Annotated in this window: 21 protein-coding genes; 9 read left to right on the forward strand and 12 right to left on the reverse strand. The window is 47.5% G+C overall.

The features are described from left to right. Positions 1 to 12 precede the first annotated feature (12 nt). Positions 13 to 672: a Uma2 family endonuclease gene (locus tag H6H02_RS01545; protein ID WP_190813949.1), complete on the reverse strand. Its 660-nt coding sequence runs from the start codon at positions 670 to 672 to the stop codon at positions 13 to 15. A gap of 185 nt (positions 673 to 857) precedes the next feature. Next, positions 858 to 4,085 carry a glycoside hydrolase family 15 protein gene (locus H6H02_RS01550; RefSeq protein ID WP_190813951.1) on the reverse strand — a complete coding sequence of 1,076 codons (3,228 nt, stop codon included), beginning with the start codon at positions 4,083 to 4,085 and terminating at the stop codon, positions 858 to 860. 160 nt (positions 4,086 to 4,245) lie between these two features. Between H6H02_RS01550 and H6H02_RS01555 the strand changes: the two genes are divergently transcribed. Next, on the forward strand, positions 4,246 to 4,401 hold the full coding sequence (locus H6H02_RS01555; RefSeq protein ID WP_190814225.1) for a chlorophyll a/b-binding protein: 156 nt from the start codon (positions 4,246 to 4,248) through the stop codon (positions 4,399 to 4,401). Between the two features lie 147 nt (positions 4,402 to 4,548). On the opposite strand, the gene rpoD is transcribed toward H6H02_RS01555, so the two are convergent. Beyond that, positions 4,549 to 5,751, reverse strand: coding sequence for an RNA polymerase sigma factor RpoD (gene rpoD / locus H6H02_RS01560; RefSeq protein WP_190413446.1), 1,203 nt, complete (start codon positions 5,749 to 5,751; stop codon positions 4,549 to 4,551). Positions 5,752 to 6,409: 658 nt separating this feature from the next. After that, complete coding sequence (locus H6H02_RS01565) at positions 6,410 to 7,096, reverse strand: polysaccharide deacetylase family protein (RefSeq protein ID WP_190813953.1); 687 nt, start codon at positions 7,094 to 7,096, stop codon at positions 6,410 to 6,412. 86 nt (positions 7,097 to 7,182) lie between these two features. On the opposite strand from H6H02_RS01565, the gene H6H02_RS01570 reads away from it, so the two are divergent. Continuing rightward, on the forward strand, positions 7,183 to 7,674 hold the full coding sequence (locus H6H02_RS01570; protein ID WP_190814227.1) for a hypothetical protein: 492 nt from the start codon (positions 7,183 to 7,185) through the stop codon (positions 7,672 to 7,674). A 71-nt stretch (positions 7,675 to 7,745) separates the two neighbouring features. On the opposite strand, the gene H6H02_RS01575 is transcribed toward H6H02_RS01570, so the two are convergent. Further along, entirely contained in the window at positions 7,746 to 8,525 is a 780-nt protein-coding gene (locus H6H02_RS01575) for a hypothetical protein (RefSeq protein WP_190813955.1), read from the reverse strand. Between the two features lie 145 nt (positions 8,526 to 8,670). Then, on the reverse strand, positions 8,671 to 9,378 hold the full coding sequence (locus tag H6H02_RS01580) for a hypothetical protein (protein WP_242040499.1): 708 nt from the start codon (positions 9,376 to 9,378) through the stop codon (positions 8,671 to 8,673). Between the two features lie 680 nt (positions 9,379 to 10,058). Here H6H02_RS01580 and H6H02_RS01585 point away from each other — a divergent pair. Then, positions 10,059 to 10,958: an alpha/beta hydrolase gene (locus tag H6H02_RS01585; RefSeq protein WP_190813957.1), complete on the forward strand. Its 900-nt coding sequence runs from the start codon at positions 10,059 to 10,061 to the stop codon at positions 10,956 to 10,958. Positions 10,959 to 11,023: 65 nt separating this feature from the next. On the opposite strand, the gene H6H02_RS01590 is transcribed toward H6H02_RS01585, so the two are convergent. After that, positions 11,024 to 11,551 carry a DUF4330 domain-containing protein gene (locus tag H6H02_RS01590; RefSeq protein ID WP_190813959.1) on the reverse strand — a complete coding sequence of 176 codons (528 nt, stop codon included), beginning with the start codon at positions 11,549 to 11,551 and terminating at the stop codon, positions 11,024 to 11,026. Between the two features lie 175 nt (positions 11,552 to 11,726). Further along, positions 11,727 to 11,924 (reverse strand): hypothetical protein, encoded by a 198-nt coding sequence (locus H6H02_RS01595; RefSeq protein WP_190413431.1) that lies wholly within the window; start codon positions 11,922 to 11,924, stop codon positions 11,727 to 11,729. A 455-nt stretch (positions 11,925 to 12,379) separates the two neighbouring features. Here H6H02_RS01595 and H6H02_RS01600 point away from each other — a divergent pair, with 455 nt between their 5' ends. After that, positions 12,380 to 13,231, forward strand: coding sequence for a M48 family metallopeptidase (locus H6H02_RS01600; protein WP_190813961.1), 852 nt, complete (start codon positions 12,380 to 12,382; stop codon positions 13,229 to 13,231). On the opposite strand, the gene H6H02_RS01605 is transcribed toward H6H02_RS01600, so the two are convergent. Further along, positions 13,228 to 13,989, reverse strand: a complete 762-nt coding sequence (locus H6H02_RS01605; protein ID WP_190813963.1) for a metallophosphoesterase — start codon at positions 13,987 to 13,989, stop codon at positions 13,228 to 13,230. The two genes, H6H02_RS01600 and H6H02_RS01605, sit on opposite strands and share 4 nt — an antisense overlap. 681 nt (positions 13,990 to 14,670) lie before the next feature. On the opposite strand from H6H02_RS01605, the gene miaE reads away from it, so the two are divergent. From miaE to H6H02_RS01620, 3 genes are all read left to right on the forward strand, one after another. Continuing rightward, positions 14,671 to 15,270, forward strand: a complete 600-nt coding sequence (miaE, locus tag H6H02_RS01610; protein ID WP_190814231.1) for a tRNA isopentenyl-2-thiomethyl-A-37 hydroxylase MiaE — start codon at positions 14,671 to 14,673, stop codon at positions 15,268 to 15,270. A gap of 13 nt (positions 15,271 to 15,283) precedes the next feature. Next, entirely contained in the window at positions 15,284 to 15,763 is a 480-nt protein-coding gene (locus H6H02_RS01615; RefSeq protein ID WP_190813965.1) for a GNAT family N-acetyltransferase, read from the forward strand. A gap of 1,040 nt (positions 15,764 to 16,803) precedes the next feature. Beyond that, positions 16,804 to 19,314: a diguanylate cyclase gene (locus H6H02_RS01620; protein WP_190813967.1), complete on the forward strand. Its 2,511-nt coding sequence runs from the start codon at positions 16,804 to 16,806 to the stop codon at positions 19,312 to 19,314. Here the strand turns inward: H6H02_RS01620 and H6H02_RS01625 are convergent. From H6H02_RS01625 to H6H02_RS01635, 3 genes are all read right to left on the reverse strand, one after another. Next, positions 19,311 to 20,051: a DUF1995 family protein gene (locus tag H6H02_RS01625; RefSeq protein WP_190813969.1), complete on the reverse strand. Its 741-nt coding sequence runs from the start codon at positions 20,049 to 20,051 to the stop codon at positions 19,311 to 19,313. The two genes, H6H02_RS01620 and H6H02_RS01625, sit on opposite strands and share 4 nt — an antisense overlap. A 242-nt stretch (positions 20,052 to 20,293) precedes the next feature. Beyond that, entirely contained in the window at positions 20,294 to 21,484 is a 1,191-nt protein-coding gene (locus tag H6H02_RS01630) for a cysteine desulfurase family protein (protein WP_190813971.1), read from the reverse strand. A gap of 66 nt (positions 21,485 to 21,550) precedes the next feature. Beyond that, complete coding sequence (locus H6H02_RS01635) at positions 21,551 to 21,928, reverse strand: hypothetical protein (RefSeq protein WP_190813974.1); 378 nt, start codon at positions 21,926 to 21,928, stop codon at positions 21,551 to 21,553. A 342-nt stretch (positions 21,929 to 22,270) separates the two neighbouring features. Here H6H02_RS01635 and H6H02_RS01640 point away from each other — a divergent pair, with 342 nt between their 5' ends. Continuing rightward, a complete protein-coding gene (locus tag H6H02_RS01640; protein ID WP_347342555.1) occupies positions 22,271 to 23,965 on the forward strand; it encodes a DUF655 domain-containing protein in 1,695 nt (564 codons plus the stop codon). 106 nt (positions 23,966 to 24,071) lie between these two features. Further along, positions 24,072 to 25,703: a cyclic peptide export ABC transporter gene (locus H6H02_RS01645; RefSeq protein ID WP_190813976.1), complete on the forward strand. Its 1,632-nt coding sequence runs from the start codon at positions 24,072 to 24,074 to the stop codon at positions 25,701 to 25,703. The last annotated feature ends 45 nt before the right edge of the window (positions 25,704 to 25,748 follow it).

The raw sequence follows: 25,748 nt of genomic DNA on the forward strand, positions 1-25,748 counted from the left end.
CTTTTGCCAATGCTATTCTGGCAACTCACCAAAACGTTCCTGATAACGCGCTAATTGTTCCTCTGGAGTTAAAAACCGATTTCTCCTTTCGTCATACCAATACAACCACTCGCGTTGCACGCCTTGATGATTGCCCATACTGCGACCAATTCCTAAACCAATTTCTGGCATCCAAAAAGGCTCTCCAATTTGCTGCTGATAGGTTCCATCTATCAAGCGATAAACTTCAAATGGTTCCTGTTGGTCTCTGCGCCAATGATTGGGGTTATAAATTACGTAATACAATACTCCTAATCCGGCATAAATTGCCATTTTATCGTCATATTCTTCTCCCGGAGTTTGGGAAACAATTTCTAAAACAAAAATAGGAACTATCTGGTTTTCTTCCCAAACTACATAGCTTTTCCGTAACTGATTTCCCTTAACGCGCTCAACTCCCAAACTGAGAAAAGCATCCGGGACAATAGGAACTCTAGGATTTAAACCTGTGGTATGGTAAATCCCCATATTTACTCCAAAAAACCAGTCATATCGATTCGCCCAAATAAACCCTAAAATAGATTTGAGCAAGTTAGGAACTAAGTTGTGCAGTTCATTATCCACTGGAAGACCATCGGATTCAGGTAGTTCATCGCTAGTCGGTAAGCGTAGCTGGGGGTCAAATTTCACCATAATAGCTATCCTCTCAATCGCGTGCGTTTCCCAACTTCGAGAATATTAAATTAGCGAAAAAATGAAGCATATAACTTAACCCTAATATCTACTTCTTACACAAAGGTACACAGAGAAATTAAGCTAACTTCGCGTACCTTTGCGTACTAAGAGCGTTTCAAATCTTTTCTACAATCTAAGCAACTTTAAGCAGCACTGCGTTGCCCAAATTGGGTCAAGAAGCGGAACGCCTTGACAATGGAACTTGCACAATCTCTAGGGGAAGTGCCGTAAAAAGCACGCCACGCGGCAGCTTTATACTCGTCATAACGATCTACTCGTTCTGGAAATTTATCCAACCAAGCCAAGCGCACGGCATGACCAATTAGCACATCTAGCACAATATATTCTTCTACTTGTAACTCTGGATTTGCTTGAGCGATCGCTGCCAATTCCATCAACGCCTCAATATTCACCTTCCGGTATTCCGGTGCCTGTATCTTATTGAGCAAATGCTCGATCCGCAGGGCAAAATTCTTTTCCCCTGGCGTCATTTCCGACAAAATCAAATGGCTATCCAAACGATTGCGCCGCTCTAGCTTATCCCCAATTACCAAACCTTTGCAGTGTTTCAGCAGTCTCCAGACGCTGGGATAAAAGTCTTTCGGGACTCGATTGAGCGCCCCGTCCAGTTGTCGCTGTCGCAACCAACCCCCAGCAGTGGGTGCCTCTGCCTCATCGGGTTCCACCGGCACCACCCACTCAATCTCCTGTTCCTGCTGTTTGACGTGTAAGGATTCTTGCTGACGCAGCACTTGGTTCATCCCCTCATACCCAGCTAATACTTGGCGCAGCCGCATTCTCACTTCAAACGGACTTAACTGCATCAAGTGTTCGTAAGCTTCATCCTGAGTCAGGCGTAACTCGTGCGCCAATTCGCTAGTCAACAGCAGAATCAAATATCCTACCCGCAGCGTCAGCAAACCGTCAAATAGCTGAGGTTCCCCCTTGATCAGCAGTCCGAGATAAATGAGGATTTCTTGAGTGAAGACGCGATCGCGAATATCCTCCCCACAGAACTCGCGGATCTTGTCCATAATTTCTGTATAAGACATCGGGCGTGCTATCAGCGACGCCTCAGTATACGCCTTGCCCACCGTAATCTGCTTGCCCCGCACCAGGATATCCGTTACCGCATCCGACAAGCCAATATCAACCTTATTCAGTAACCCAGCAGCATGACGCACCACCGTCCAATAGGGGGACGCTCCGCTGGTGCCTGCCTTGGTGTAAACTTCATCCAGCAAATCCGCCACCGTCACTCGCTGTCCGGGTCCCCCAAAGCCGGTATCAAAATCCAATCCCTGCAACCGCACCAAGGTATGCAACAACTCGATTTGTTCATAGATGTTTTCCGACTCCCGAAGGCTAGAGAGCAATAACCCCAAGTTGGTTTCGCACTCCAGCATAAATTCTTGAGTATTACCCAACGGCCCATTCTTATCGGGATGGCTAGTCAGGTAGTACCGCCGCGTCGCCGCATCTTGAACTGGCGACTGGGTAAACTCAAAGTCGTGTAGAAAATCAATTCGTTGTGTCCCAGATGTCAGCATCAGCTGATTGAGCCGCCCCAATTTCACCCGAACCCCATTACATAAACCATCTTTTAGCTCCTGCATCAGTTCCAGAAGCGCCTCTGAGCCGGTTTCCAACATCGCGTGGGTCAGCAACAACGTCATGGTAGGACGCCCTAGCTCAAACCAATTGCGCTGAATATAAGCCAGTTCGCTCTGAATTTCAGCAACTAAGAAATGGTAGTCAAGGGTCAGGTAAAACTGCTGTTGATCCAAAAATGACGGTAAGAAAACAATCGTCTCGCTGCGGATGCGAAAAATCCTTGATGTCGTTAAAGTCCGCAACCGACGCACGGGTCTACCCGTGAGTCCCAGCTTGTCGTTCCGCCCAATTTGGGTATAAACCGCTGAGAGTTCTGTTGCTTGACGCACCTGAATCGGCTCTAGTTGTTGCGGCGTCTGGGTTGCAATGCCGTGGACTGCTAATTCAGCCTGCAACTTTTCATCTTCTGCCAGCAGCGCAATTTGTACCATCGGGTTTCCTTCCCGACCCACACTCAGGTGCCGTCCCAGCGGGTCAATATCTCCCACCGCGATTAACTTTTCACTCAGCATTTCTCCTAGCAGGTACAAGCTTTGCGCCCACACCAAGGGGATATTTTCATTCGGCAGGCGCGGTTGGGTGTGGGGGTTCTGTCTCTCCGCCTCAATCTTTTCCGCCGGGACATAATAAAGCTCCGGTAGCAGCCGCAAACCGTCCTGCTCAATCAGCAGAAACTCCAGACACTCTTGGTAATCCTTAACCTGTTCCATATCTCCTCGAAACAAGCCATCCAGCACCAGGTAGGTGAAAAATAAAGGCCATTCGCACTCAATATGCTCAAATTGTTGCAATTCCCAAGGTTCGTAGTGCAAGCGGCTAGTATCTTCCAAAACAGTTTGGTGTCCATCTCGCAAAAAGCGTTTGCAGCCGTAGCGTCCCTCCAGTTTGTCGATGATTTTCTGTCGGGTACGTTCCATCAGCTCCATATTTTCCACCGCAAAGGCTGGGAAACTAATGACGCTCAAGCTAGCCGCATCTACTTCTTTGGAGCTTGATTCCCTTGGCAGCAGTGATTTCAGGGTCATGCGGGCGCGGGCAATTTCATCCGGCAGCACATGAATTACAGAAGCCTGAGAACCACGCACTCCGAATAAATCCAGTCCGCTAATTGCTTCTAAGGCGGCTTTTGCCATCCCGACCGAACTGGCATTTAGCTCTGGATTCCCCCGGTTTATCTTATTTCCCCGCTCCCAAATCCCATAATCGGGGGTTCGGTAAGTTCTGCCAATGTAATAGACCAGATTTTGGACAAAGTTTACTTCGTCAATGGCGTAGATGATATGTAACCCCGATGCCGTCATCTGAGCCAGCATCAGCAGAAATAGCGAGGTGGCATCTAACTGCAAGTGTCCCCAAGCGTCATCGCCAACTACGACATCACCGCTGCTGGTGTTGTATTTGGCATGCAGACAGTCTAGGAGGGATTGGCTTTGTTTGAATTGCTCGACTTTGTGGCTCTGTCGCATCATACAGAACAACAGCCCCCGCATCAGCTTGACGACGCTTTGTTCTAGCTCGTAGGTGCGCCCCTTATCTTCATCGACTTTGCGGTAAGCCAGCGCCAATCCCCAAACGGCGAGAATGCTGTAAACGTTGTCGCGTACCCAGGCATCGGTGTAGTCGCCGTGGGCGTTAATTGCAGTACTAGCGGGCAACAGACCCGTAATCGGATTTTGACGATTGAGAATGACAGCCTTGATCTGGTGGTAGTAATTATCGAGGCGATCGCTTAGCGGTTGTGAGGCGTTTAGCAACATATCATTCTCCAGCAGTATGGGGAATCCAGCCTAAGTGCTTTTTATTTTCGCACCAAAGCCAAAATTCATCTGACCAATGGAACAGATTGTTGCGCGTTTACAAATATTTGGTTACATTAATTTAAAGATTGTAACAAAACGTCATTATCGAGTTAAAACTATGCAAAATCAAGACCGCAACGATGCAACCAAGATTGGCTTTACGCCGCAAGCTGAAAATTGGAATGGGCGTTTCGCCATGATCGGCTTCCTCGCTGCCATGATGATTGAACTCACCACGGGTCAAGGCGTGCTTCATTTTTGGGGTCTCATGTAATTATTTCAGTTTTATAAATTTGGTCAATCTCAAAAGCTCGCTGGGAGTTTCTCTAGGAATTCCCGGTTTTTTGGTTTTCCAAATAATAGTAGGGGCAGGTCAAGAAACCCGCCCCTACTATTTAGTTATCTCGCTAAAAAGGATTGTTTAGCGAATGTATTCTTTGAGAATACTGTTGCGATTAGGATGGCGCAACTTGCGGAGAGCTTTCGCTTCAATTTGACGAATCCGTTCGCGGGTAACGTTGAAGATTTGACCGATTTCTTCAAGAGTTTTCATGCGTCCATCATCCAAACCGTAGCGCAGACGCAGCACATCCCGTTCGCGGGGGCTGAGGGTGTCGAGGACGCTTTCTAGGTCTTCCCGGAGGAGATTTTTAGAAACTTGATCTTCGGGGGTTTCACCATCTGCTTCGATGAAGTCTCCTAGGCGAGAGTCTTCTTCTTTACCGATGGGAGTTTCTAGAGAAATGGGTAACTGAGCTGATTTGGCGATGAATCGCAATTTCTCGATGGTCATTTCCATGCGAGTTGCGATTTCTTCTTCAGTGGGTTTGCGACCCATTTCTTGGGATAGAAGCTTGGTGGTTTTCTTAATGCGGGAGATAGTTTCGTACAGGTGGACGGGTAGTCGAATGGTGCGAGATTGATCCGCGATCGCTCTCGTGATTGCCTGCCGAATCCACCACGTCGCATAGGTGGAGAACTTGTAACCTTTTTCGTGGTCAAATTTTTCAGCGGCTCGAATCAAGCCTAGACTGCCTTCCTGAATCAAGTCTTGGAAAGATAAGCCGCGATTCATATATTTTTTGGCAATCGAAACCACCAAACGCAGGTTTGACTGCACCATTTTGTCCTTAGCGCGGCGACCTACATAAAGGCGATGTCGGAACGCTGGTAGGCGCTTCTTCACCTCTTTAGACCACTCTTCTTGTTGCGGTTCGCGCCCTAGCTGAGTAGCGAGTTGTTCCCAAACCCGTTCAGATTTCAGGACTCCTTCAGCCCACTCTATATCCTGCGGTTCCCGCTCCAGATTTTCGATCAGTTGCTCGCGCAAACGCTCTAATTCTAGTAAGTCGGCTATTTTGCGTGCAAGTTCAATTTCTTCATCGGCTCGTAAGAGACGAATCCGACCAATTTCTTGTAAATAGAGACGAATCGAATCCTCAGTGTAGTGTTTCTTTTTGGTTTGCACCCGACGACGGGATCTACTGACCTTACCAGGCTTACCTTCGTCTTCATCGGGCGTTACGTCTACAAAGTCGTCTTGATCCGCGTCTTCATCAATTAAGAGATCCAACTCGCTCTCAGGCGGAGTGATGATTTCGAGTACGTCGTTGGCCTGGGTCATGCCGAATTCCTCATGCTCCTTCAGTTAAAGACCAGAAGATGGTGTTAGTTAATCTACAAAACAAGTGAGCCAGTCATTTATCTTGCCAGCTTTCAACGCTTGCTGACTGGCTAAATGAGAGAAAAGGGAGAATGCGCTCGCGTGAAACGCCAGCGTTCGATAACCGCGTTGAAATAGGTGTTAATGCTGGTAGTGTTCAAAACCTTTCCGATTGTAGCCTTTCTCACAAAACTTGCACGCTTTTGGTTTATTTAAACCTTCAAATATGAAGTTAATGTCAAAGTGGCTTTTCCAAATGGATAATCTGATTGGAATTGATACACCCATTCCGATCCCATCTCCTTCAAGTAGCTTTTGCAGGATTTACCAGCAACACTTGCTGGTTGATTTGGTGATGCCTCCAGCCAGTTGATCGCTGTATTTCTATAAATAGCCTATAGTTAAGCGTCAAAGGTTTGGGGAGAGTAGCACTAAGCAGTAATGAACGTTTAGGCAAAACTAGAGAAAATGTTGCTTTATCTCGCATTTTGCTTCAATGCAACTCTATCCTACTGACGCTTTATGGGCGATGGGTTGCGACAAATGGCTGAATTCTATTCCGTCATTCTAATCAACAAGAGCCAAAATGTGACAGAGAGAACATCAATATATTTCCTATTTAGGTTAAAGAGGTCAACTGACTTTGCTGCCACAGCGCATCGATGGTAACAAATTGATATCCTTGCTGCAAGAGTTGGGGCACTAGCTGGGCGGTTGTTTCAGCCACATCTTGACCTCCATAATAGCCATCATGCAAAACAATGACCGAACCATTTTGGACTTGCCGCAAAACTCGCTGTACGACAACGCTAACCCCAGGCTGCACCCAGTCTTCTGGCACCACGCTCCACATGACAGGTCGATAGTTCCACTGCTGCAATAAATCTAAGGTCTGGGGTGTAAACAAACCGTTGGGGGGTCGAACGTCACGAATAAATTGTGGATCGAGTTGACAGGCTTGTTGAATCGCCTGCTGTGTCTTTTCCATACTTTGTTTGAGGTCAGCTGGACTCAGCTTAGGAAAAGCGCGATGATCGTACCCATGCAGCCCAAGCCAGTGACCCCGCCGGTAGACTTCCTTGGCAGTTGCTGGTGCGCGGTTAACGCAAACACCCAGCCAAAAAAAACTGGCGGGTATGCCATAGTGGTCTAGCACTTTCAATAGTTCGGGAGTGTATTGGGGATGGGGGCCATCATCAAACGTGAGAGCGATCGCTCGTGAATTTCCAGTACCCGACCATAGACAACGGGGAAAGGCAGGCTGAAGAATTCGGTACACAATAGGAAATAGCGGAGCTAGCTGCATTTGCTCTTTGATGTCGTTTTTCTAATGGGTGTCAACAGACGGTGAGTCTCAAAGGTCAATTTAAACAACAAAGCCCATTTCTTGCCATACTAGCGGGAGCTTCTCTGTTATTTGCTCTCTCTGGGTGCAGCACTGTAACCACTAATCAGTATGAAGCAACCGCCCGGACAACTTTAACTTGGAAGGTCGGTTACTCGACCAATCCCGGTCGCAATCAAGAGCGAATCGAAACTTTTGGCTCTACTTCCTTACTCAACCGCAATGGGGAGAAGCCAGAAGGCGCGGTAATTGGTCCCGACGAACGGGAACTCTGGTGGTCTGCACTGCCACCACGCCCTACGCTTGATGAAATTGAACAGCGGCTGCAACCTGCCGAAAAGGCAAGCCAGCCAGAGATTTTGCGAGATGTGAATTACCAGATTACTTATCGCAGCAATGGGCAGAGTGTTACATTGCCAACGAATTACGATGTCTATAGAGAAGTTGTTAAGGCATATCCCTCCCAAACGCCTTTAGAGCTGACGCTGGGAGTTAACGATTCCTCTGTGGAAAAAGCAGAACCCAAGTTTGAGAATTAAAAGAGAATTAAAACGCAAAAATTAAGACTCTTGCGATCGCTTCCCTGTCTCTTGGCTCCTTTTCCTTCTGCTTAATTCTTCCTGCGGACTTTAGCCACAGACCGTTTCAAAACAACGGGCGTCTTTAATGGTTGACTACCCTTAATTAACGGCTGGTTACTCTCCAATGCTTGCAGACCATCGAGAACCGCATCTCGGATCGCCGCTTCCGGTTCTTGATTCAGCATCAGCCGAAAGTATTCGGCAACACTACGTCGATGCTCCCGCTCTAACCGAGCCTCTGTAACTAAGGCACAAAGTCGGCGAACCGCAATCAGACGCTTCAGAGGGTCTACCTGCGTCAGCTCCGTTAACCAATGGTTCAGGTTAGCTTCATCCCGATTCAATTGACGGCTAATAATTTGCCAGACCAAGAGAATCAGAGTTGCCAGAGTGCCCAGACCTTGAAGAATTGCACCGGCGGCAATCCAGGGACTATCGGAGTCTACCCAGATGGAAACCGCCATGTAAGTGCTAAAGCTGGCAATGCCGCCACTGCCAACGGCGAGAGTTAATTGCCGGTTGGAGCCGCTAAAAAACCGTTGTAGACTCGACCAATGTACTTGCCAGTCCCACTCCTGCATCAGGTAAACCAGCAACATGACCAACACACCAGCGCCGGTTGCCAGTAGGAGCTTCCAGTTCCAGAACAGCATCACCACCACAACGGCGCTCACCCCTAGCCAGCTGCTCGATCCCTGAATTGGGTACCGGGGAAACAGCTTGAGAACTGGCATTTTTAATTGTTTCTGCGACAGAGCCAATTGGATCTGGTTAACGAGTTGTTGTCGCCAAGACGACGCCTGTGCCACGAAAGTTTCCTGCTTAAGTCAGATAGATTATACCTAACGAGTTAACTATCCTAATAACTTTTAGTTTTTAGTCCGTAGCCCGTAGTCATTCGTCCTCCGTTTTAGCGAGTTGACCTATGACTACTAACCAATGAACCCTGACCGCTCACAAACCAAAGCTCAAGTCATCGACGGTCAGACAGCCATCAAAGGCGTAGAAGGTGATCCGATAGATATTTGGGGCTGCTACGCTCAGCTGACTGTTCGGAGGAACATTAGAATTCGTTCCGGCTAGATTTGGCTCTGTCAACTCCGCGCGAGCCAGGAGTTGGTTCTGCTGGTCGTAGGCAGATAAAATTGTTCGCTGAGAACTGGTGACAAAGCCACTGACATAGCGAACCGGAGATTGAAAGGAAATTTCTATTAAGCCATTCTTAGGGGCACCCATGAGGACGGTGGTGCCAGATCGGGGGGGGAAAGCGGGGTTAGACGGATGCAGGGCGATCGCATTTCTAAACGTGAGACCCCATTGCTGAAACTGGCGCTCCACCACGTCAAAGCATTTCAAGTCTTCCATGTTGAGGCGAACGCAGGTCGGCTTATTTACGGGGAAGCCGGAGTCAGCGCTAGGTGGCTCCACGCTAGGAGAAGCGACAACGGTAGACCCATCGACGAACTCCATTGTTGGCGCGGATGCGTTCAAGTCGCTGATTTCATCCCACGGAAGACTGCATTGCTTTGCCATAACATTCTGTGAATGTACTTTTTCCCGAACTGGATCGCCCTTAATTGCTCCGACGCAGATATCTCCAGACTTGACGGAACTATCACTTGGGAGTGACGACCTGAAGCTACTAACCCCCCCTCTGTTCATTCAGCCTCCTTGACTTATGGGGCATCTTTTACGATCTGATTCCGAGTAATGCTTCTTCCCTCAGGCAAAAAATTCCGCATTTTTATTTTCTTTTGAGAGAAGTTTTAGAAGAAATGTTCCAGCCATCCACTTTGGCTGATAATCGATTGCCATCGCGATCGCACACCCTGTTATTTAAATACGCAGAAAGCCGGTGAGGGGTTTCACCCCCTACCGTTTGGATTATCCCTGATTTTTTCTAATTTTGCGGAAAAAACCAGCGGATAGATTGGCATAGCGGGAATCCTATCAACCTAACGATATATTTTTACCTTAATTCACATCTGTCTTTAGGAATAACTATCTATCAAAATCTTTAATTTTAAGACGGTTGTTTTATCGTTCCTTTAAATTGCAAATAAATTCCAAAATTGTTGCTCCAGCGAGGCTGGGCGCATTTGGTGCCATTAGTTGTTTTGATGTTGACCCGGTAAGAATTCCTGAAAAAACCTGAAACTACTTATATGTAAGCGTTTCATCATTCAAAATCTAAAGCAAAAACCTAAAATAGTATCAGTCACCAGCTCAACTCAGCATCGGCAATTGAAACTGGGTGCTAGGAATCAACCACTAGCCAGACGTTCTCACACTTAACAATTCGCGACAATGAGCGCTTGTGGCGATAACAATGAGGTTTATTCATGATTCAGCCACCCGGCTTTGAAATGCAATCGATTGTCACTTCCTTGGGAAGAATGGTGTACTACACCCCCAAAGGGGCACCTTGGCGCTCGACAGATGCAGCCATGTCAGAGGATCTGCCCACGTTAGTTTTCCTGCATGGCTTTGGTGGTGGGTCATCCGCCTACGAATGGTCGAAAGTCTATCCAGCTTTTGCAACCGATTATCGAGTGATTGCACCCGACCTAATTGGTTGGGGTCGGTCTGACCATCCCGCACGCAATTACCAGATAGATGACTACATCAACACAATTATTGAGTTCATCGAGCAGACCTGTAACGAGCCGGTACCCGTTGTGGCATCTTCTCTCACAGCTGCTTTTACAATTAGAGCTGCGATCACTCGCCCCGATCTTTTTAAGTCCCTGATTCTCACCACACCAGCGGGGTTGTCTGACTTTGGGGAAAATTACAGCCGGAGCTTCTTTGCCCAAATCGTTGCCACGCCTATTCTGGATCGCTTGCTCTATAGCACTGGCGTTGCGACGGAGGGTGGCATCCGTAGTTTCTTAGAACAGCGGCAATTTGCTCGTAGCCGTCGCGTATATCAGGAAATCGTAGATGCTTATCTGCAATCTGCCCAGCAACCCAATGGGGAATATGCAGCGCTCTCTTTTGTTCGGGGAGACTTATGCTTCGATCTATCCCTGTACATGACTCAGCTAAACGTGCCTACTGCCATTATGTGGGGAGAAAAGTCCGAGTTTACTGGCCCGGAGATTGGCAGGCGGCTGGCAGCTTTAAATCCGCAAGCTGTCCGAGTTTTTCAGGCGCTCGATGATGTAGGATTGACGCCCCAACTGGAACTACCTGCGGTGACAATCGGCTTGATCCGACGATTTTTAGACTTACTGAAGTAGAACTGAAGTAGAAATGTCAGAGAAACCCATTATTTTAAAAGATAGTGGGTTTCTCTACCGCAAGATTAGTCTGGGAACCTGATATCAATGACTGTGGAATTGAAGTTATAACCTGAGCCGTCTAGTTCTACTGGGATGCCAATTTTGAGTTTGGTACTGCCCACAACTGGGCCATCCTTGGTGATTTGGGCTTTAGTACCGAAAGTCATCAGCATATCGGTGCTAAAAGAATCGGGTCTAGGATCGGGGAGTGCTTTGACAGAACCATCCGGTTGCGGGACAGTCACGCTGCGCGGCAGGATTTTTATGGATTTAATCTCCATTTGTCCAGCGGGTTGATTGCGGATGATAATATTCGTTTTTTTGTCCTTTTGGAACTGGTCGATTAAAGCCTGGGGATCTCGCACATTTAGACCCCGGACAATCAAATCCATTTCTACGGGTTTTGTGGTAACACCGACTTGGGCAACCGAACCGGAGGTGCCGGGAAAAAAGAAGATTCCCACAATAACGGAGAGAATCACTAAGGCAGCACCCACATCTAAGATGCTCACCTTGCCGAATAAGCGACCTTGAGAATCCAAAATCTTCATGCAGAATTGTCCTGGCTCTAGCTAAAAACTGGGGAGATTCAGTAACCTCTAACTCTACAAATCACAAGGTAGATGATACTTAATCCGGCAGTCTTTTGTCAGAGTACCATGAGTGTCGCCTAGAGAGTGCTGGCAGAGGCTGGTTGTAAAGCCTTCCTGAAAAGACTGCCTAATCTTAGTCTACGACACGGATATAGCCTTGTTTCAGGCTGTCAAATACTCGGTTGACTTGGATCTGCTCTTCGGAGCTGAGAGCTGTCTTCGATAACAGCGCCGCCATCAGCCGTTGTTGGTCATGGCGAGTAATTCTGCGAGTGGTTAATAATTGCTCGACTAATTGAGCGATCGTTAGGGAGAGGCTTTGAGCTTGCATCTGGTTATCGGGGCACAGGATTCTATTTAAATTTTCTGTAAACTTGCCCTCCAGTTCATCAGGACATTCACCGAATCTGGTGATGAAAAATGGCTAAATTTTCAGGAGTACCGAATCAGTATTGTACGGGGAATCAATTTCGGTTTGATGCTCTGCCCAGGCTTGGGCGATCGCTAAATATCTTAATTGCGGTTGAAGCTGCAACTTAGAATTCTCAAATAACGTCTGCTAATGCAGGCTGATGAAAGTTGTTGTCACATTTTAGGTGGAGATGCGATCGCATTCTAGTAAGATTCTCTTTCTCTGGGCTGATGCCTGGGAAGAAGAACAAGAACCCGAAATTGTGACTTTAAAAATGTGGTGTTGCCTCGCCCGCTTTCAGGGTAGGGAGTGTTGAAATTGTTAAGACTGGTCGCCGATCGCAACTATCGATTTGATTATCACTCGTATTCGCTATGAAGTTGAACCCCTTGTCATTTTTTTCTCGTCGTTCCTCTCGCCGCTGGTTCTATCCGTTCCTGTCATCTGTAGTGGCGCTATTTATTTGTGTCGGTTTGCCTCAGTCTGGGCAAGCGATCTCGTTGTTTGACTTGATTTTGCGCGGCGTTCAGGTGATTCAGCTATCTACTATTTCTGATAAACAGGAAGTCCAAATTGGTCGGGCAATTAATAACCAGCTAGTCAGTCGGGAGATTCGGCTGTATCGCAATCCGCAAATCGTTCGCTATGTTGAAGAGATTGGTCAGCGGTTGGTGGCGAAGAGCGATCGCCCTGATATTCCTTATACGTTTCAAGTCGTTAACGATAAGGGTCTCAATGCCTTTGCAACAATGGGAGGCTTTGTCTATGTCAACACTGGCTTGCTCACAGCAGCAGAGAATGAAGCTCAGCTAGCGAGTGTCATAAGTCACGAAATCGGTCATATTGCCGGTCGTCATGCAATTGAGCAGATGCGAAAAAGTGCGCTAGCTCGCGGCGTAGCGGCAGCTGCGGGGTTGGATCGCAACCTAGCCGTTCAAATTGGCGTAGATTTGGCTCTACGGCGTCCGAACAGTCGGCAAGATGAATTCGAGGCAGATCAAAAGGGACTGCAAACCATGATTAGGGCGGGCTATGCTCCCTCTGGAATGGTGGCTTTCATGGAAAAGCTGCTCAGGGCAAATTCGGTGCCTACTTTCTTAAGTACCCATCCGGCAACCTCGGATAGAATTAAGGCTTTGGAACGTGCCATTGACCCGGAAGATGCCAATGTCGGCGATGGGTTGGATGAGCAAGCTTATAAAGCGAAAATTCGCCCCCTGATTTAAGGTCTGAGCATCTGGCGGCGCATCCGACTCACCTGAGATGGATCGATTTGCGTCACTGCTTCTTTCAGGGGTAGTTTGCGAACGCGACGCCGCGCCACATTGACTTGATAAACCAAACTGTTGGTGATGTCTAAGCCAGTCAACCAGCCACTTTTTTGGTGATAGGCACCCGTATCGATGTCAAGCCAGCCGTTCCCTTGGGCAAGTTTTCCTGGTGCGACTCCAGGCAGGGTAAAGGTGATGGTGTGACCCGTAATGATCAGTTTATCGAGGAAGTACGGCTGGGGAATGCTGTGAAATTCTTCGCGAATCCAGCAAAATTCCTCAGCGGTTTGCTTCTCCAAGGGAATTTGCGGATGGACGCCTGCATGAACTAACCAGAGATCCCCTAAGTCTAAATAAGTGGGTAGCGATCGCATCCATTCTATATCCTCTGTCGGAATGCCCGCTTCCCCATAACTGTTCACGGTCGCATGACCGCCACTGTAGAGCCATCCTTGCAGCGCTGGGCCGTAAATTTGTCCATCGCCCAACACGTCTAATAACATTTGCTCGTGGTTGCCCAACAAGCAATGATAGGAATTCTCCTTGACAAATTTAACAACCTGAGAGCTGTGAGGCCCTCGATCGATTAAATCCCCCAAAAAATAAACTGAGTCGCTTGAGGAAGGAGCGATCGCTTCCATTAAGGTCATCAGACCTTCGTAGTGGCCATGTACATCACCAATCACAATGCGACGGGGGGTCATTTTGCTCATCCTCAATCCGATTACTCACAACCTTTGATAGCGCCTCAGAGTGAAGCACCGAATAACTGTCGATCAAAACTTATACACTCATGGACATCCCTAGTCATGTTGCCCAGGTTATAGCGCTGGCGGGGGAGTAGCTTTCAAGCGCACCATCAAGATGGTAAATTTCCCATGTCTCGTGGATAAACCATCAGTGCGATGTTTGTCGCGTCTGCTCCGTTACAGCCAGATGAAACTCACAGCTCGTTAAATCTGATAACTCCGCTAAAACTGGGTTAATTAGTGAGTCAATTAAATAGGAAATGAATGTCAAAAAAGGTAATGTCCTTTCTGTGTATTAAGAGTTTCACGGAGCGGATGCACAGCCTGAATAGGAAACACCAAAAAAGCACTGGGAAAATTAGCTAGAAATTGAAAGTCAAGCGTCAAGGGTGTATTTTTAAAGCTGACTTTTTCGTTCTAAATTCTCTTCTAAGTGGCGGGACGTGCCAAATTGTAAGTATGGTAGACTACATTATTAATCATATCTCGCCTAGCCTGAGTCGAACCTTCTGGGATCGGGAATCTCTCTGAAGGCGGTCGAGTGTTGGGTGAAATAGAGCGAGACAATCAACAGAAAAATTCTCTCGCTATCGTTAAATGTCAGGATTTTTTCCTTAAAGTTCCTTGCCTCCTGTGTCTTCCACTGTGTCTTCTACTACGCTGCCGGTTATTATTGCCCTAAAACAAGCTAGTAGTATCGCTTGGGTAAATCAGGCGATCGCTAACACGGATACCCTGCTGCTCGATCATTCCCACTGCGAACGGAAAGCAGCAGGGGTTGCTTTGAATTTGATGTTTCGCTACCCTTCTTATACTCAGTTGGTGCGGCAGCTCACCAAGATCGCCCGCGAAGAACTGGAACACTTTGAGCTGGTTAACCAGTGGCTGGAACGTCGTGACATCCCCCTCGCAGCCCTCTCTGCGCCTCCCTACGGTGCCGGGATGAAGGCACAAATCCGCGCCAAGGAGCCGGATCGGTTATTGGATTCTTTGCTAGTTTCTGGGTTGATTGAGGCTCGAAGTCACGAACGGCTAGGATTACTCGCCACCCACTTACCCGATCCAGAGTTAGCCCAATTTTATGGCAGCTTGATGGCATCCGAGGCACGTCACTACGGCGTTTATTGGCTGCTTGCCGATACTTACTTTGAGCGTGGTGTTGTCAACCAACGGCTGGAGGAATTAGCTGTCGTTGAGAGTCAGTTGCTGGAAATGCTGCACCCAGAACCGAGAATTCACAGCTAAAGGCAAGAAGCGGATGGAAGCTCAATATCGGGATTTTGTGATTCGTGACTGGGAAAAGCGCGATCGCACTTTTGCGGCTGATGTCATCCATTCGGTGTTAACCGAGTATGGCTTGCCTTGGCAACCAAAGGAGGCAGACAGGGATGTTCTAGAGGTAGAAAAATTTTATCAAGATGCTGGGGGTGAGTTTTGGGTAATTGAAAGACAAGGGCAACTGGTGGGGACTGGTGCATATTATCCGGTGAAACGTGGGGACAGAGCGGTAGAAGTACGCAAAATGTATCTGTTGCCATCTGTGAGAGGGCAAGGACTGGGTAAGTATTTGTTACAACAACTCGAAAACGCGATCGCTTCTCGTGGTTTTCAGGAAATTTGGATTGAAACCGCCAGCGTTCTCAAAGAAGCGGTCAAATTGTATGAAAGCAGTGGGTATGAACCAGCAACAGGTGTAGAGACAGCAAGATGCGATCGCGTCTACGTTAAATTTCTGTAAGCCTCACGACTGATTTAGAGCATTTACATTTGGGTTTGCTACTAAGAAAAACAACACATTCTCCAGACCCTTCTGAAATCGCAATGTCTTGGCAAAATCGTGTTGCTTTGAGATACATCTTCATCTACTACCAAAACTTTTTTTGAGGTTCCTTTACCCAGAAGCAATTCGATAGTGTTTATAAGTTCTTCCTGGTTAATCAGCTTTGCTAATACCTGCCCCAAACAATAACCTGTATCTTTGTCTCCTATAATGGATAGCCATGATAATCTGTATAGTTGTGGGTTTAGAGCCATTTTTCAGCACTTCTCCCACATCAAATTTATTCAGAACGGGCAGAATTACATCCAAAATAATCAAATCACAACGTTCTTTTTTAAGAAGTAAAAATACTATTGATTGAGTTTGTTAACTTTTCCTTTAGGCACAATAATGCTCAGTTTTTCTCTAACTCGCTTGATGGATTTCTAACCTTTCTCCTTTAGGTTGAAAACCCTAAAGGAGATGACCTTATCTGTTTAGCATTTTCTTTCTATCGATACATTTTCATCTACTCCTAAATTTTTTTAAGCCACCTTGGGATATAAAAAATCGGAGAGTGTTTCTAATCCTGATTTGTCATCCTAAGCTTAGGATACCTATCAAGCTTTTGAAAATTAAAAAGGGCATTTTTTTACATTCGTGTTAAGAAAAGTGCCACCCTTGACGCATCCGCCATTTGCGCGAACAGTGGAATCACGATCCCATAGGCGATCGCGCTAAAAGAACGCCACGATAAAGGAAGCCAGCAGCACCAAGACAAAAATCTGCATCTAGTGGCTAACCCAAGCGATCGCACCTATCGAATCAGTTTAACTTCAAATTTATGAAGCTGCTGCTCAGCGGAAGATTAATGATTAATAACATTTTATGTTTTCTTTCACGATCCTTGGGACGGATGTGTAAACCTATGGTATGACATCATTCGCTTTGGGGATTGCTTAGCTACTGTTCTTGTGGAAAGGGGGATTTTTGCGCTAATGATAGTAGGAGTGTAGGAAATGAACCCCCATAAATTATTATCCTGGGATGACCATTCGCACCAAATGACTCCTCGTAGACAGTTAGAGCATTTGGAAGAGATGGTTACAGTATTCACAGAGCAACCAATCCAGACGAATGAACAACTGCCAAAGGAGATTCTTGAAGGGAAAAGTTTTAAAACAGCGATCAGCGAAAGTGAGAGACGATTACAGGCTATTTTTAATCAAACATCCCAATTTATCGCGCTACTGCAATCAGATGGGATTGTCATAGAAGCCAATCAGACGGCGCTAGACTTCGGTGGAATCGCTGCAACTGATGTTATTGGTCGTCCTTTTTGGGAAGCGTCGTGGTGGAGCGTTTCGCCAAAGATCCAGGAAGGTTTAAAATGCGCGATCGCGCAAGCAGCATCTGGAGAATTTGTGAATTACGAAGTTGAGGTGCGCGGTGCTGGAGAGACTATCGCCTCCTTTGACTTCTCGCTGAAGCTTTTAAAGCTCGAAACAGAGTTGCTTGAAGCACAGCAAACACCACCTTTGTTGATTGCCCAAGGTCAGAATATTACCGAGTGCAAGCACTCAGAAAATCAGCTCACCCTGTGCAATCTGGAACTGCTAACGCTATACAAAATTTCAGAGATCGCGCAGGAAACTCAATCTCTTCACACTGCATTTCAAGAGATTGTTGAACAAATTAGTATTGATACTGGTTTTCCGATTATCACCATCGAACTTTATGACGAAGCGCGGCAAATGATGGTGTTTGCAGGGCTAAAAGGAGTTCCCTTGCCTGCGGATACAACTGTTCTTGAGGTGCCGGTAGACGCGACGCTTTCGGGGACTGTAGTTCGCACGGGTCAACCTGTCGTGAAGACGGATCTTCCGCAGTCAGCCAAGAATAGTAACTTTAATAAAATATTTTCGCAGGCAGGGATTAAAACTTTCATTTGTATGCCGATGATCGTCAACCAACGGTCGATCGGAGTTTTAAGTTTAGCCCATCTAGAAATCGTTCAATGCAATGATTCATTCCTGAAATGGATCGGAAGTTTGGCTAATTCTATCGCTTCCCTAACCGAGCGCAAGCAGGCAGAGCAAGCACTACGGGAAAACGAAGCGAGGTATCGTCGAATTGTCGAAACCACCGTTGAAGGGGTCTGGGTTCTCGATCCAGAGGGAAATACAGCTTTTGTGAATAACCAGATGGCACAAATGCTTGGAGTAACAGCGGCTCAAATGCTAGGCAAACCTTTGTTTGCTTTTATGGATGACGAAGGTCGCGCGATCGCAGAAGCTTTAATAGAGCGTCGCCGCCAAGGAATTAAAGAACAACATGACTTTAAATTCCGCCGTCAGGATGGGTCCGATCTCTGGGCAATTGTTTCTACCAATCCCATCTTCGATCGAGCGGGAAATTACGCGGGAGTTCTGGGGATGGTAACGGATATCACCCAGCGCAAAGCCACTGAAGAGGCGTTGTTGCAGCAGGCAAAGCGGGAGTTGTTGATTCGGGTCATTACTCACCAAATCCGTCAATCTCTAAAGCTGGAGGAGATTCTTAACACGACGGTGACAGAAGTGCGACAATTTCTTGCCTGCGACCGGGTAGTCATTTTCCGCTTTCATCCAGACTGGAGCGGCGTTATCGCAGTTGAGTCGGTCGATTCTAGGTGGACACCAATTTTGGGATCGACGATGACAGACCATTGCTTTGCACACACTTATGTGGAGCCTTACAAAAACGGTCGGATTCTAGCAATTGAAGATATTTATACCGCCGGGATAAGTCCGTGTCACATTGATTTACTGGCTCAGTTTCAGGTGAGAGCAAACTTGGTAGTTCCCATACTCCAAGGCGAGGATTTGTGGGGTTTATTGATTGCTCATCATTGTTCGCAACCGCGACAATGGCAGCAGATAGAGATTAATTTACTCCAAGAATTAGCAACACAGGCGGGAATCGCGATTAAACAAGCCCAACTTTATCAACAGTTAGAGGAAGCGAATCAGGAGTTGCAGCGCCTTGCCGTTTTAGATGGCTTAACTCAGGTCGCGAATCGCCGTTGCTTTGATCAGTACATGAATAGTGAGTGGCAGCGGCTGCTACGAGAGCAAGTACCCTTATCCTTAATTTTGGGCGATATCGATTTTTTTAAACCCTACAACGATACTTACGGTCATCAAGCGGGAGATGAATGTTTAAAGGCAGTGGCGAGTGCGATTCGGCGTGCAGTCGGTCGTTCGACCGATTTAGTGGCTCGCTATGGGGGGGAAGAATTTGCCATTATTTTGCCAAATACGATGGCTGAGGGAGCAATCCAAGTGGCTGAGAAAATCCGGGCTGAAGTGAAGGCGTTAGCGATCGCTCATGTTAATTCTCAGGCCAGTCAGCAGCTCACGCTCAGTTTGGGCATTGCTAGTGTGGTTCCGACTTCAGAATCCTCACCAGCAATGCTGATTTCCGCAGCAGATACCGCTCTCTACCAGGCAAAAGCCGCAGGGCGCGATCGCTATTACGCACACCATTAACGGCTCAGGGTACGAATAAACCGTTGTAAATTGGTGAATAATCCGGATTTTTTCGGCGTTGGGGCGGGGCTGGGATTGGCGGCGTCCTTAGCCTGAGTTGTTCCTGCCAGGATATTGTCAAGTTCTTCGCCCACAGGTTTTGTAGAAACTTCGGCAATCAGCTGATAGTTGTCGTTTGTTTCCTGCCAAACTTGCCAGGAGGACGGGTAGCAGCGAAGCACCGCAGCACCGTCGAGGGGTCTGAGATAGTAGCTAGATTCCAGGGTAGTTAGGAAGCGATCGCGCAATTGTCGTCCCGCATAACCAATGCCAATAATGGCGACGTCTTCTAGATTAGGGTTGAGGAGAACAACCGGGCGATCGCCTGCTGCTTCGCACAGTTTTTCGACTTGCAAGACTTCTACTGCGGAAGGTTCAACGAACAAGAAAACGCGATCTTCTGGGTGAATTTTCTCATCTACGGACGATCGGCTACTGCCAATATCTGTAATTTTAAAGGGTACTTGTCCCCAGTCGCGGCGGGCAAGGGCAGCTGCCCCAGCATCGGGAAAGAAAACTTTCAACTCCGATGCCATCTCCTCAAAGGCTTCGATAAATTGTAAGGCGACGGGCATCGGTTTGAGTTCTGGGAAGACTAACTCAACTTTGATTCGGGTGTAACCATTGGCGATCGCAGCTTGGGTTGCTTCGCGGGATTGCGCGATCGCTTCTTCTAGTGATTTGGGAAGTTCTGCCATCTCGAAAATTGTTGAATTTAAGTGGATTCAGCCAAAATGTCAAATTCATTAAAAAACCTCTCCCTAACCCTCTCCTAAGAGGAAAGGAGACAAGAGAAAGAATGTTTTAATTCTGTAGGGATTGCTGCTTTCCTCCGTTAGGGAAGCGGCGCGGAACGCGCAGTACGGGAAGGAGGTTGGGGATTCGGTTTAATGTTGTCGTTGATGATTCCCACCTACTAATTACTGTGAGTCGTTAGCATTCAAAATTCTAAACTCAAAACTCGCTCCGGCTGAAAGCTAATTCTGGAAACAGGCATCAATCGTTCTAAAACTTGCTTCAGCACCATTGCCGCCCAGTCTACATCAGCTTCCTCTGTGTCCCGTCCCAGGGTGAAGCGAATGCCTCCCAAGGCAACTGCATCGCTGTATCCCATTGCCAGCAAGATGGGGCTGGGGCTGAGTTTGCCACTGTGACAGGCGGAACCGGCACTGATGGCAATTCCAGCTAGGTTCATCTGCCGCACCAAGGTCTTTCCGGTGATTTTTTCACTCTCACCGATAACGCTGAAACTGACGTGGTGGGGTAGCCGATGCTGCCTGTCGCCGGTGGGGATGAGGTGGGGAACATCCGCTAAATGGGAAAATAAGCGATCGCGCAATTTTATCAATCTCGGTGTCTCTGTTCCCAATTCTTGCGCCGCCAACTCAGCCGCCACGCCAAAACCAGCAATCACCGGAACAGCCTGAGTTCCGGAACGCAGCTTCAATTCTTGCCCTCCCCCGCACAATAAGGGCGCTAACTCCACACCAGGGCGGAGATAAAGGGCACCCGCACCCTGAATGCCATAGATTTTGTGGCTGGAAAGAGAGAGCATATCCACTGGCAGTTGCTGCACGTCAATCGGCAAACGCCCAGCTACTTGGACGGCATCGGTGTGAAACAATACCCCGTGGGAACGGGCAATCTTGCCCAATTCCTCAATCGGTTGCAGCGTGCCGACTTCGCTTTGCCCGTAAATAATCGAAACTAAGACTGTATTCGGTTGCAGCGCCTTTTCTAAATCGGTGGGATTTACCCGTCCTTTGATATCTACAGGCAACCGCGTCACCTGCCAACCCCATAACTCTAATAAACGTGCCGGTTCTGACACGGCTGAATGCTCGACGCTGGAGATAATAATATGCTGGGGCGTCCTGTAGCTGCGGGCAACCCCCATAATCGCCAGATTGTCTGCCTCGGTGCCGCCAGAAGTGAAGATAATCGACTCAGCCGGTGCGTTAATGAGTCCAGCGACTTGAATTCTTGCCTGTTCCAGAACCGTTGCAGCCCGTTGCCCCCACTCGTGCAAACTGGAAGGATTTCCCCACTGCTGGGTGAGGACGGTTTGCATCAGGGCGATCGCTTCTGGGCGAGTGGGCGTAGTAGCACTATAATCCAGATAAATTTGCATGGTTGATTAAGCGACAGGCTGTCTCTTCTTTCAGCATATAGCGCCTCTCGCTAGAGCGTCTCTCGCTTAACCACCCGGTTTGCAGACGTTATATTCTTCGTGAGACATGACTCCTTCTGGCACCAGCTTCGTCCCGCAGTCGCGGCAAATCATCCGGTAGTCGCGGCTCAAGGGGATACTAATAATCAAGCGGTTGTGGCGCATCCGCTTTCCCCGAAATTCTATATAGTTCCGGCTACCTTCCAATCTAGCGATGATGGTTCGCGCCTTCAAGACCAAATGAGCGGGAAGATGTCTTAAATTAATCGGATCGAGTGAAAAAGAGGCTTCCCACTCCTGTTTTTCCTGTTTTTTTTGAATCCAGGTGGCGCATTCTTGAATGCAGCGATGGCAAGTTTGACCATAGCCTTTGTGACCGCACGAAAACGTTTTTTTTCTTGGCATACAAATATAGTGGTGTGGCTTCATGCCTCCCACCCCCACAAAGCTTTTATCCTGTGGAAACTCTCCGCCGTGGGCGGTTGGACAAGATCGAATATTTTGTCCGCTTGCAGTTTATGTTAATGCAATAGGGGCAAGTCTCTGAGACTCCTTTTCGCTTGTTGACGAAAAAGCGGTAATGACACCGCGAATCCGTCAGGTTATCGTGTGGGTGATGAAAGAAATTTATGCTTTGATGACGTAAAAAAGGGATGGCGAGTTCGCCTATCCTCTCTTATCTATCAGCGAATCCAACTTCCCGTGCATCTTCTTTTTTTCCCACTTACAATCCGTCTGGGTTTCACATTGCTGCTGGCGCTAACTCTCGGCGCGTGTCAGCGGGTGCAGTCGCAAAATTCCCGTCTCACGCCTCTGCCTCAAGATCCGTTTGTTCAGGTATATTTCAACCACGCCCAAACGTCAGAATATACTGAGCCGTATCGCCAGCAACGACGGCAGGGAGATGATTTAGAGCAACAGATTGTCGATGCGATCGCTTCTGCTAAATCCAGCGTTGATGTGGCGGTGCAAGAGTTGCGCTTACCGAAGATTGCACAGGCGCTAGTGGATCGCAAGAAAGCTGGGGTAAAAGTTCGGGTAATTTTAGAAAATACTTACAGTCGTCCTCTCAGTGCGATCGCTTCAGCAGAGTTAGCGAAACTGCCGCAACGAGAACAGCAACGCTACCAAGAATTTCTCAAATTAGTAGACCGCAACGGCGATAATCAGCTTAGTCCAGCGGAAATTAACCAAGGGGATGCCTTGGTGATGTTACGGAACGCAGGTATCCCGACAATCGACGATACGGCTGACGGTTCTAAAGGCAGCAGCCTGATGCATCACAAACTTGTGATCGTCGATAACGCAAAACTTATCGTGACTTCCGCTAACTTCACGACATCGGATATTCACGGTGATTTTGCTAAGCCTAACAGTTTGGGCAATGCCAATAACTTGCTGAAAATCGATAGTCCTGAGTTGGCAACCCTTTTCACCCAAGAGTTTAACTCGATGTGGGGCGATGGGCCAGGAGGCAAACCGGATAGTAAATTCGGCATCAAAAAGCCCTATCGATCCGCACAGCAAGTAAAGCTTGTCAATACCACCGTCACCGTCCAATTTTCCCCAACCTCGACCACTCAACCCTGGAATCAAACCAGTAACGGCTTAATTGGCAAAACCTTAAGTACCGCCGCCCAATCTGTTGATATGGCGCTGTTTGTCTTCTCCGATCAGCATTTAGCGAATATTCTAGAAACCGACCATCAAAATGGGGTGCAGGTACGGGCTTTAATCGACCCCGATTTTGTCTATCGTCCCTACAGTGAAGCGTTGGACATGATGGGCGTCGCCTTGAGCAATCAATGCAAGTATGAAGCCGATAACCGTCCTTGGCAAGAACCGATTACCACGGTTGGCGTGCCTCTGCTGCCAAAGGGCGATTTATTACATCACAAATTTGGGGTGGTGGATAAAAAAAACGTCATCACTGGCTCCCACAACTGGTCAGAAGCCGCCAATAGCGGCAATGATGAGACGGTGTTAGTCATTGAAAGTCCGACGGTTGCTGCCCATTATCAGCGCGAATTTGACCGCCTTTATGAGAATGCTGTGTTAGGTGTTCCTGATGGGATTGGGCAAAAAATACAGGCACAGCAGAAACAATGTCTCCAGGTAACAACAGGTTCTCAACCCTCCCAAACCACCGCCGCTGCCAATCTAAAAGCCAAACTTCCGATCCAAAAGGCGCAACCACCTAAAAATCTCTCTACCTCTCCTCAGCCCTCCGTCCCTAGCCCTCAGCCCGATTCCTATCTAGTCAACCTCAACACTGCAAGTAAAGAAGAAATCGAGGCATTACCCGGAGTCGGGCCAAAATTAGCTCAGCGCATTATCGAGGCACGTCAGCAGAAACCCTTTACTTCGCTACAAGACCTTGACAAAGTGCCGGGAGTTGGCCCCAGCTTACTTGAAAAAATAAGCGATCGCGTGACTTGGTAGCAACTGCTTCTTCTTTCCGGATAGGGACAATTTGCTGGTGCTAACGACAATTGGACTAAGCATCTGACAGGATAGTGCTGGTCTTAATGTACTGGGGTGTTGTTACATGAAGCTGATCCGCCTTCTCCTCAAAAATTCTTGGGTAACAGTCATTCTGGCTGCATTGACGGGTCTTCTCAGCGGCGGGAGTAGTGCGGGTCTAATTGCCCTAATTAACCTCACATTAAGAGATATTCAATTACCAACAACGACCCTTGCTTGGAGCTTTGTTGGTTTGTGCTTGCTTCTGTTTGTGACTACGACTGCTTCCCAATTGCTGATTGCCCGATTAGCAGAGGAGGTCATCTTCAATCTGCGAATGCTCTTAAACCAACGCATTTTAGCTTGCCCCTTGCGTCACCTAGAAGAAATTGGCTCCTCCCGCCTTCTAGCTACCCTCACAGAAGATATTGAGGTAATTTCTAGTGCCTCTATTTCCGTTTCCGGACTGTTTGTAAATGTCGCTATTTTAGTAGCGTGCCTGCTCTATTTGAGCTGGCTATCTGTGCCTGTATTCTTTTTTATCCTAGGCTTCATGGCGTTAGGAATCTTTAGCCACACGCTACTGGTGACTAAGGGCAGGGATTCTTTCAAACTTTCCCGTGAAGTGCGAGACAAGTTATACGAGCATTTCCGGACTACCACGGAGGGAACTAAGGAACTCAAGCTGCACAACTCTAGACGCCAAGCGTTTCTCTCTCAAGACCTCCAGTCTACCGCTGCGTCTTCGCGCCATTACCGAGTTGCGGCGATGAGTATTTTTGCTTTGGCGGGAAGTTGGGGGCTGTTATTGTTCTTCGTTCCCATTGGTTTGCTGATTTTTGGTTTACCTCTGCTGAGAAATATTCCTGTTTCTGTTCTATCCGGCTATGCCTTAACGATCATCTTTATGATTACTCCGTTGCGGGGTATTTTAAACACTCTTCCCGATTTAAGTAGAGCGAATGTTGCTTTAGATAAGATTGAATCGCTTGGCTTATCGTTGGTAGCCCAGAGAACTGAGGAGCATCTGACGACGACTCTAGATTCGCAGCTTGAGTGGAATTCTTTAAAATTAGTGGGAGTGACTCATGCTTACCGTGGGGAACGGGAAGAACATCGCTTCATTCTAGGGCCACTCGACGTAACTTTTCATCGTGGAGAATTAGTGTTTGTTGTCGGTGGTAATGGGAGCGGCAAATCTACTCTTGTGAAGCTGCTAGTTGGACTCTATATTCCAGAATCAGGAGAAATTCAGTTTGACGGTAAACCGATTACAGATAAAAATCGCGAGTGGTATCGTCAGCAGTTTTCAGTTGTTTTCTCTGACTTCTATCTTTTTACCCGTCTTCTAGGATTAGACACTCCATCACTAACTAACCAAACCCAAAAGTATTTAGAAAAGCTGGAATTAGATCATAAAGTGCAGGTAAAAGACGGTATTCTTTCCACTACTACCTTATCCCAAGGACAACGCAAGCGTCTTGCTTTATTAACGGCGTATTTGGAAGATCGTCCTATTTATATATTTGACGAATGGGCGTCAGACCAAGACCCAGTATTCAAGGAAGTTTTTTACACGCAACTGTTGCCAGAGTTAAAAAGTAGAGGGAAGACGGTTCTGGTTGTTACTCACGATGACCGCTATTTTGAAGTTGCCGATCGGATTGTGAAGTTGGATTATGGGAAAGTGCAATATGATAAAAGCTTACATGGTTGATGGGATTTTTTCTTAAATTATTACTTTTAATTCGGAACCCCACCC

It is taken from the genome of Coleofasciculus sp. FACHB-1120, from assembly GCF_014698845.1.
Lineage (GTDB): Bacteria > Cyanobacteriota > Cyanobacteriia > Cyanobacteriales > FACHB-T130 > FACHB-T130.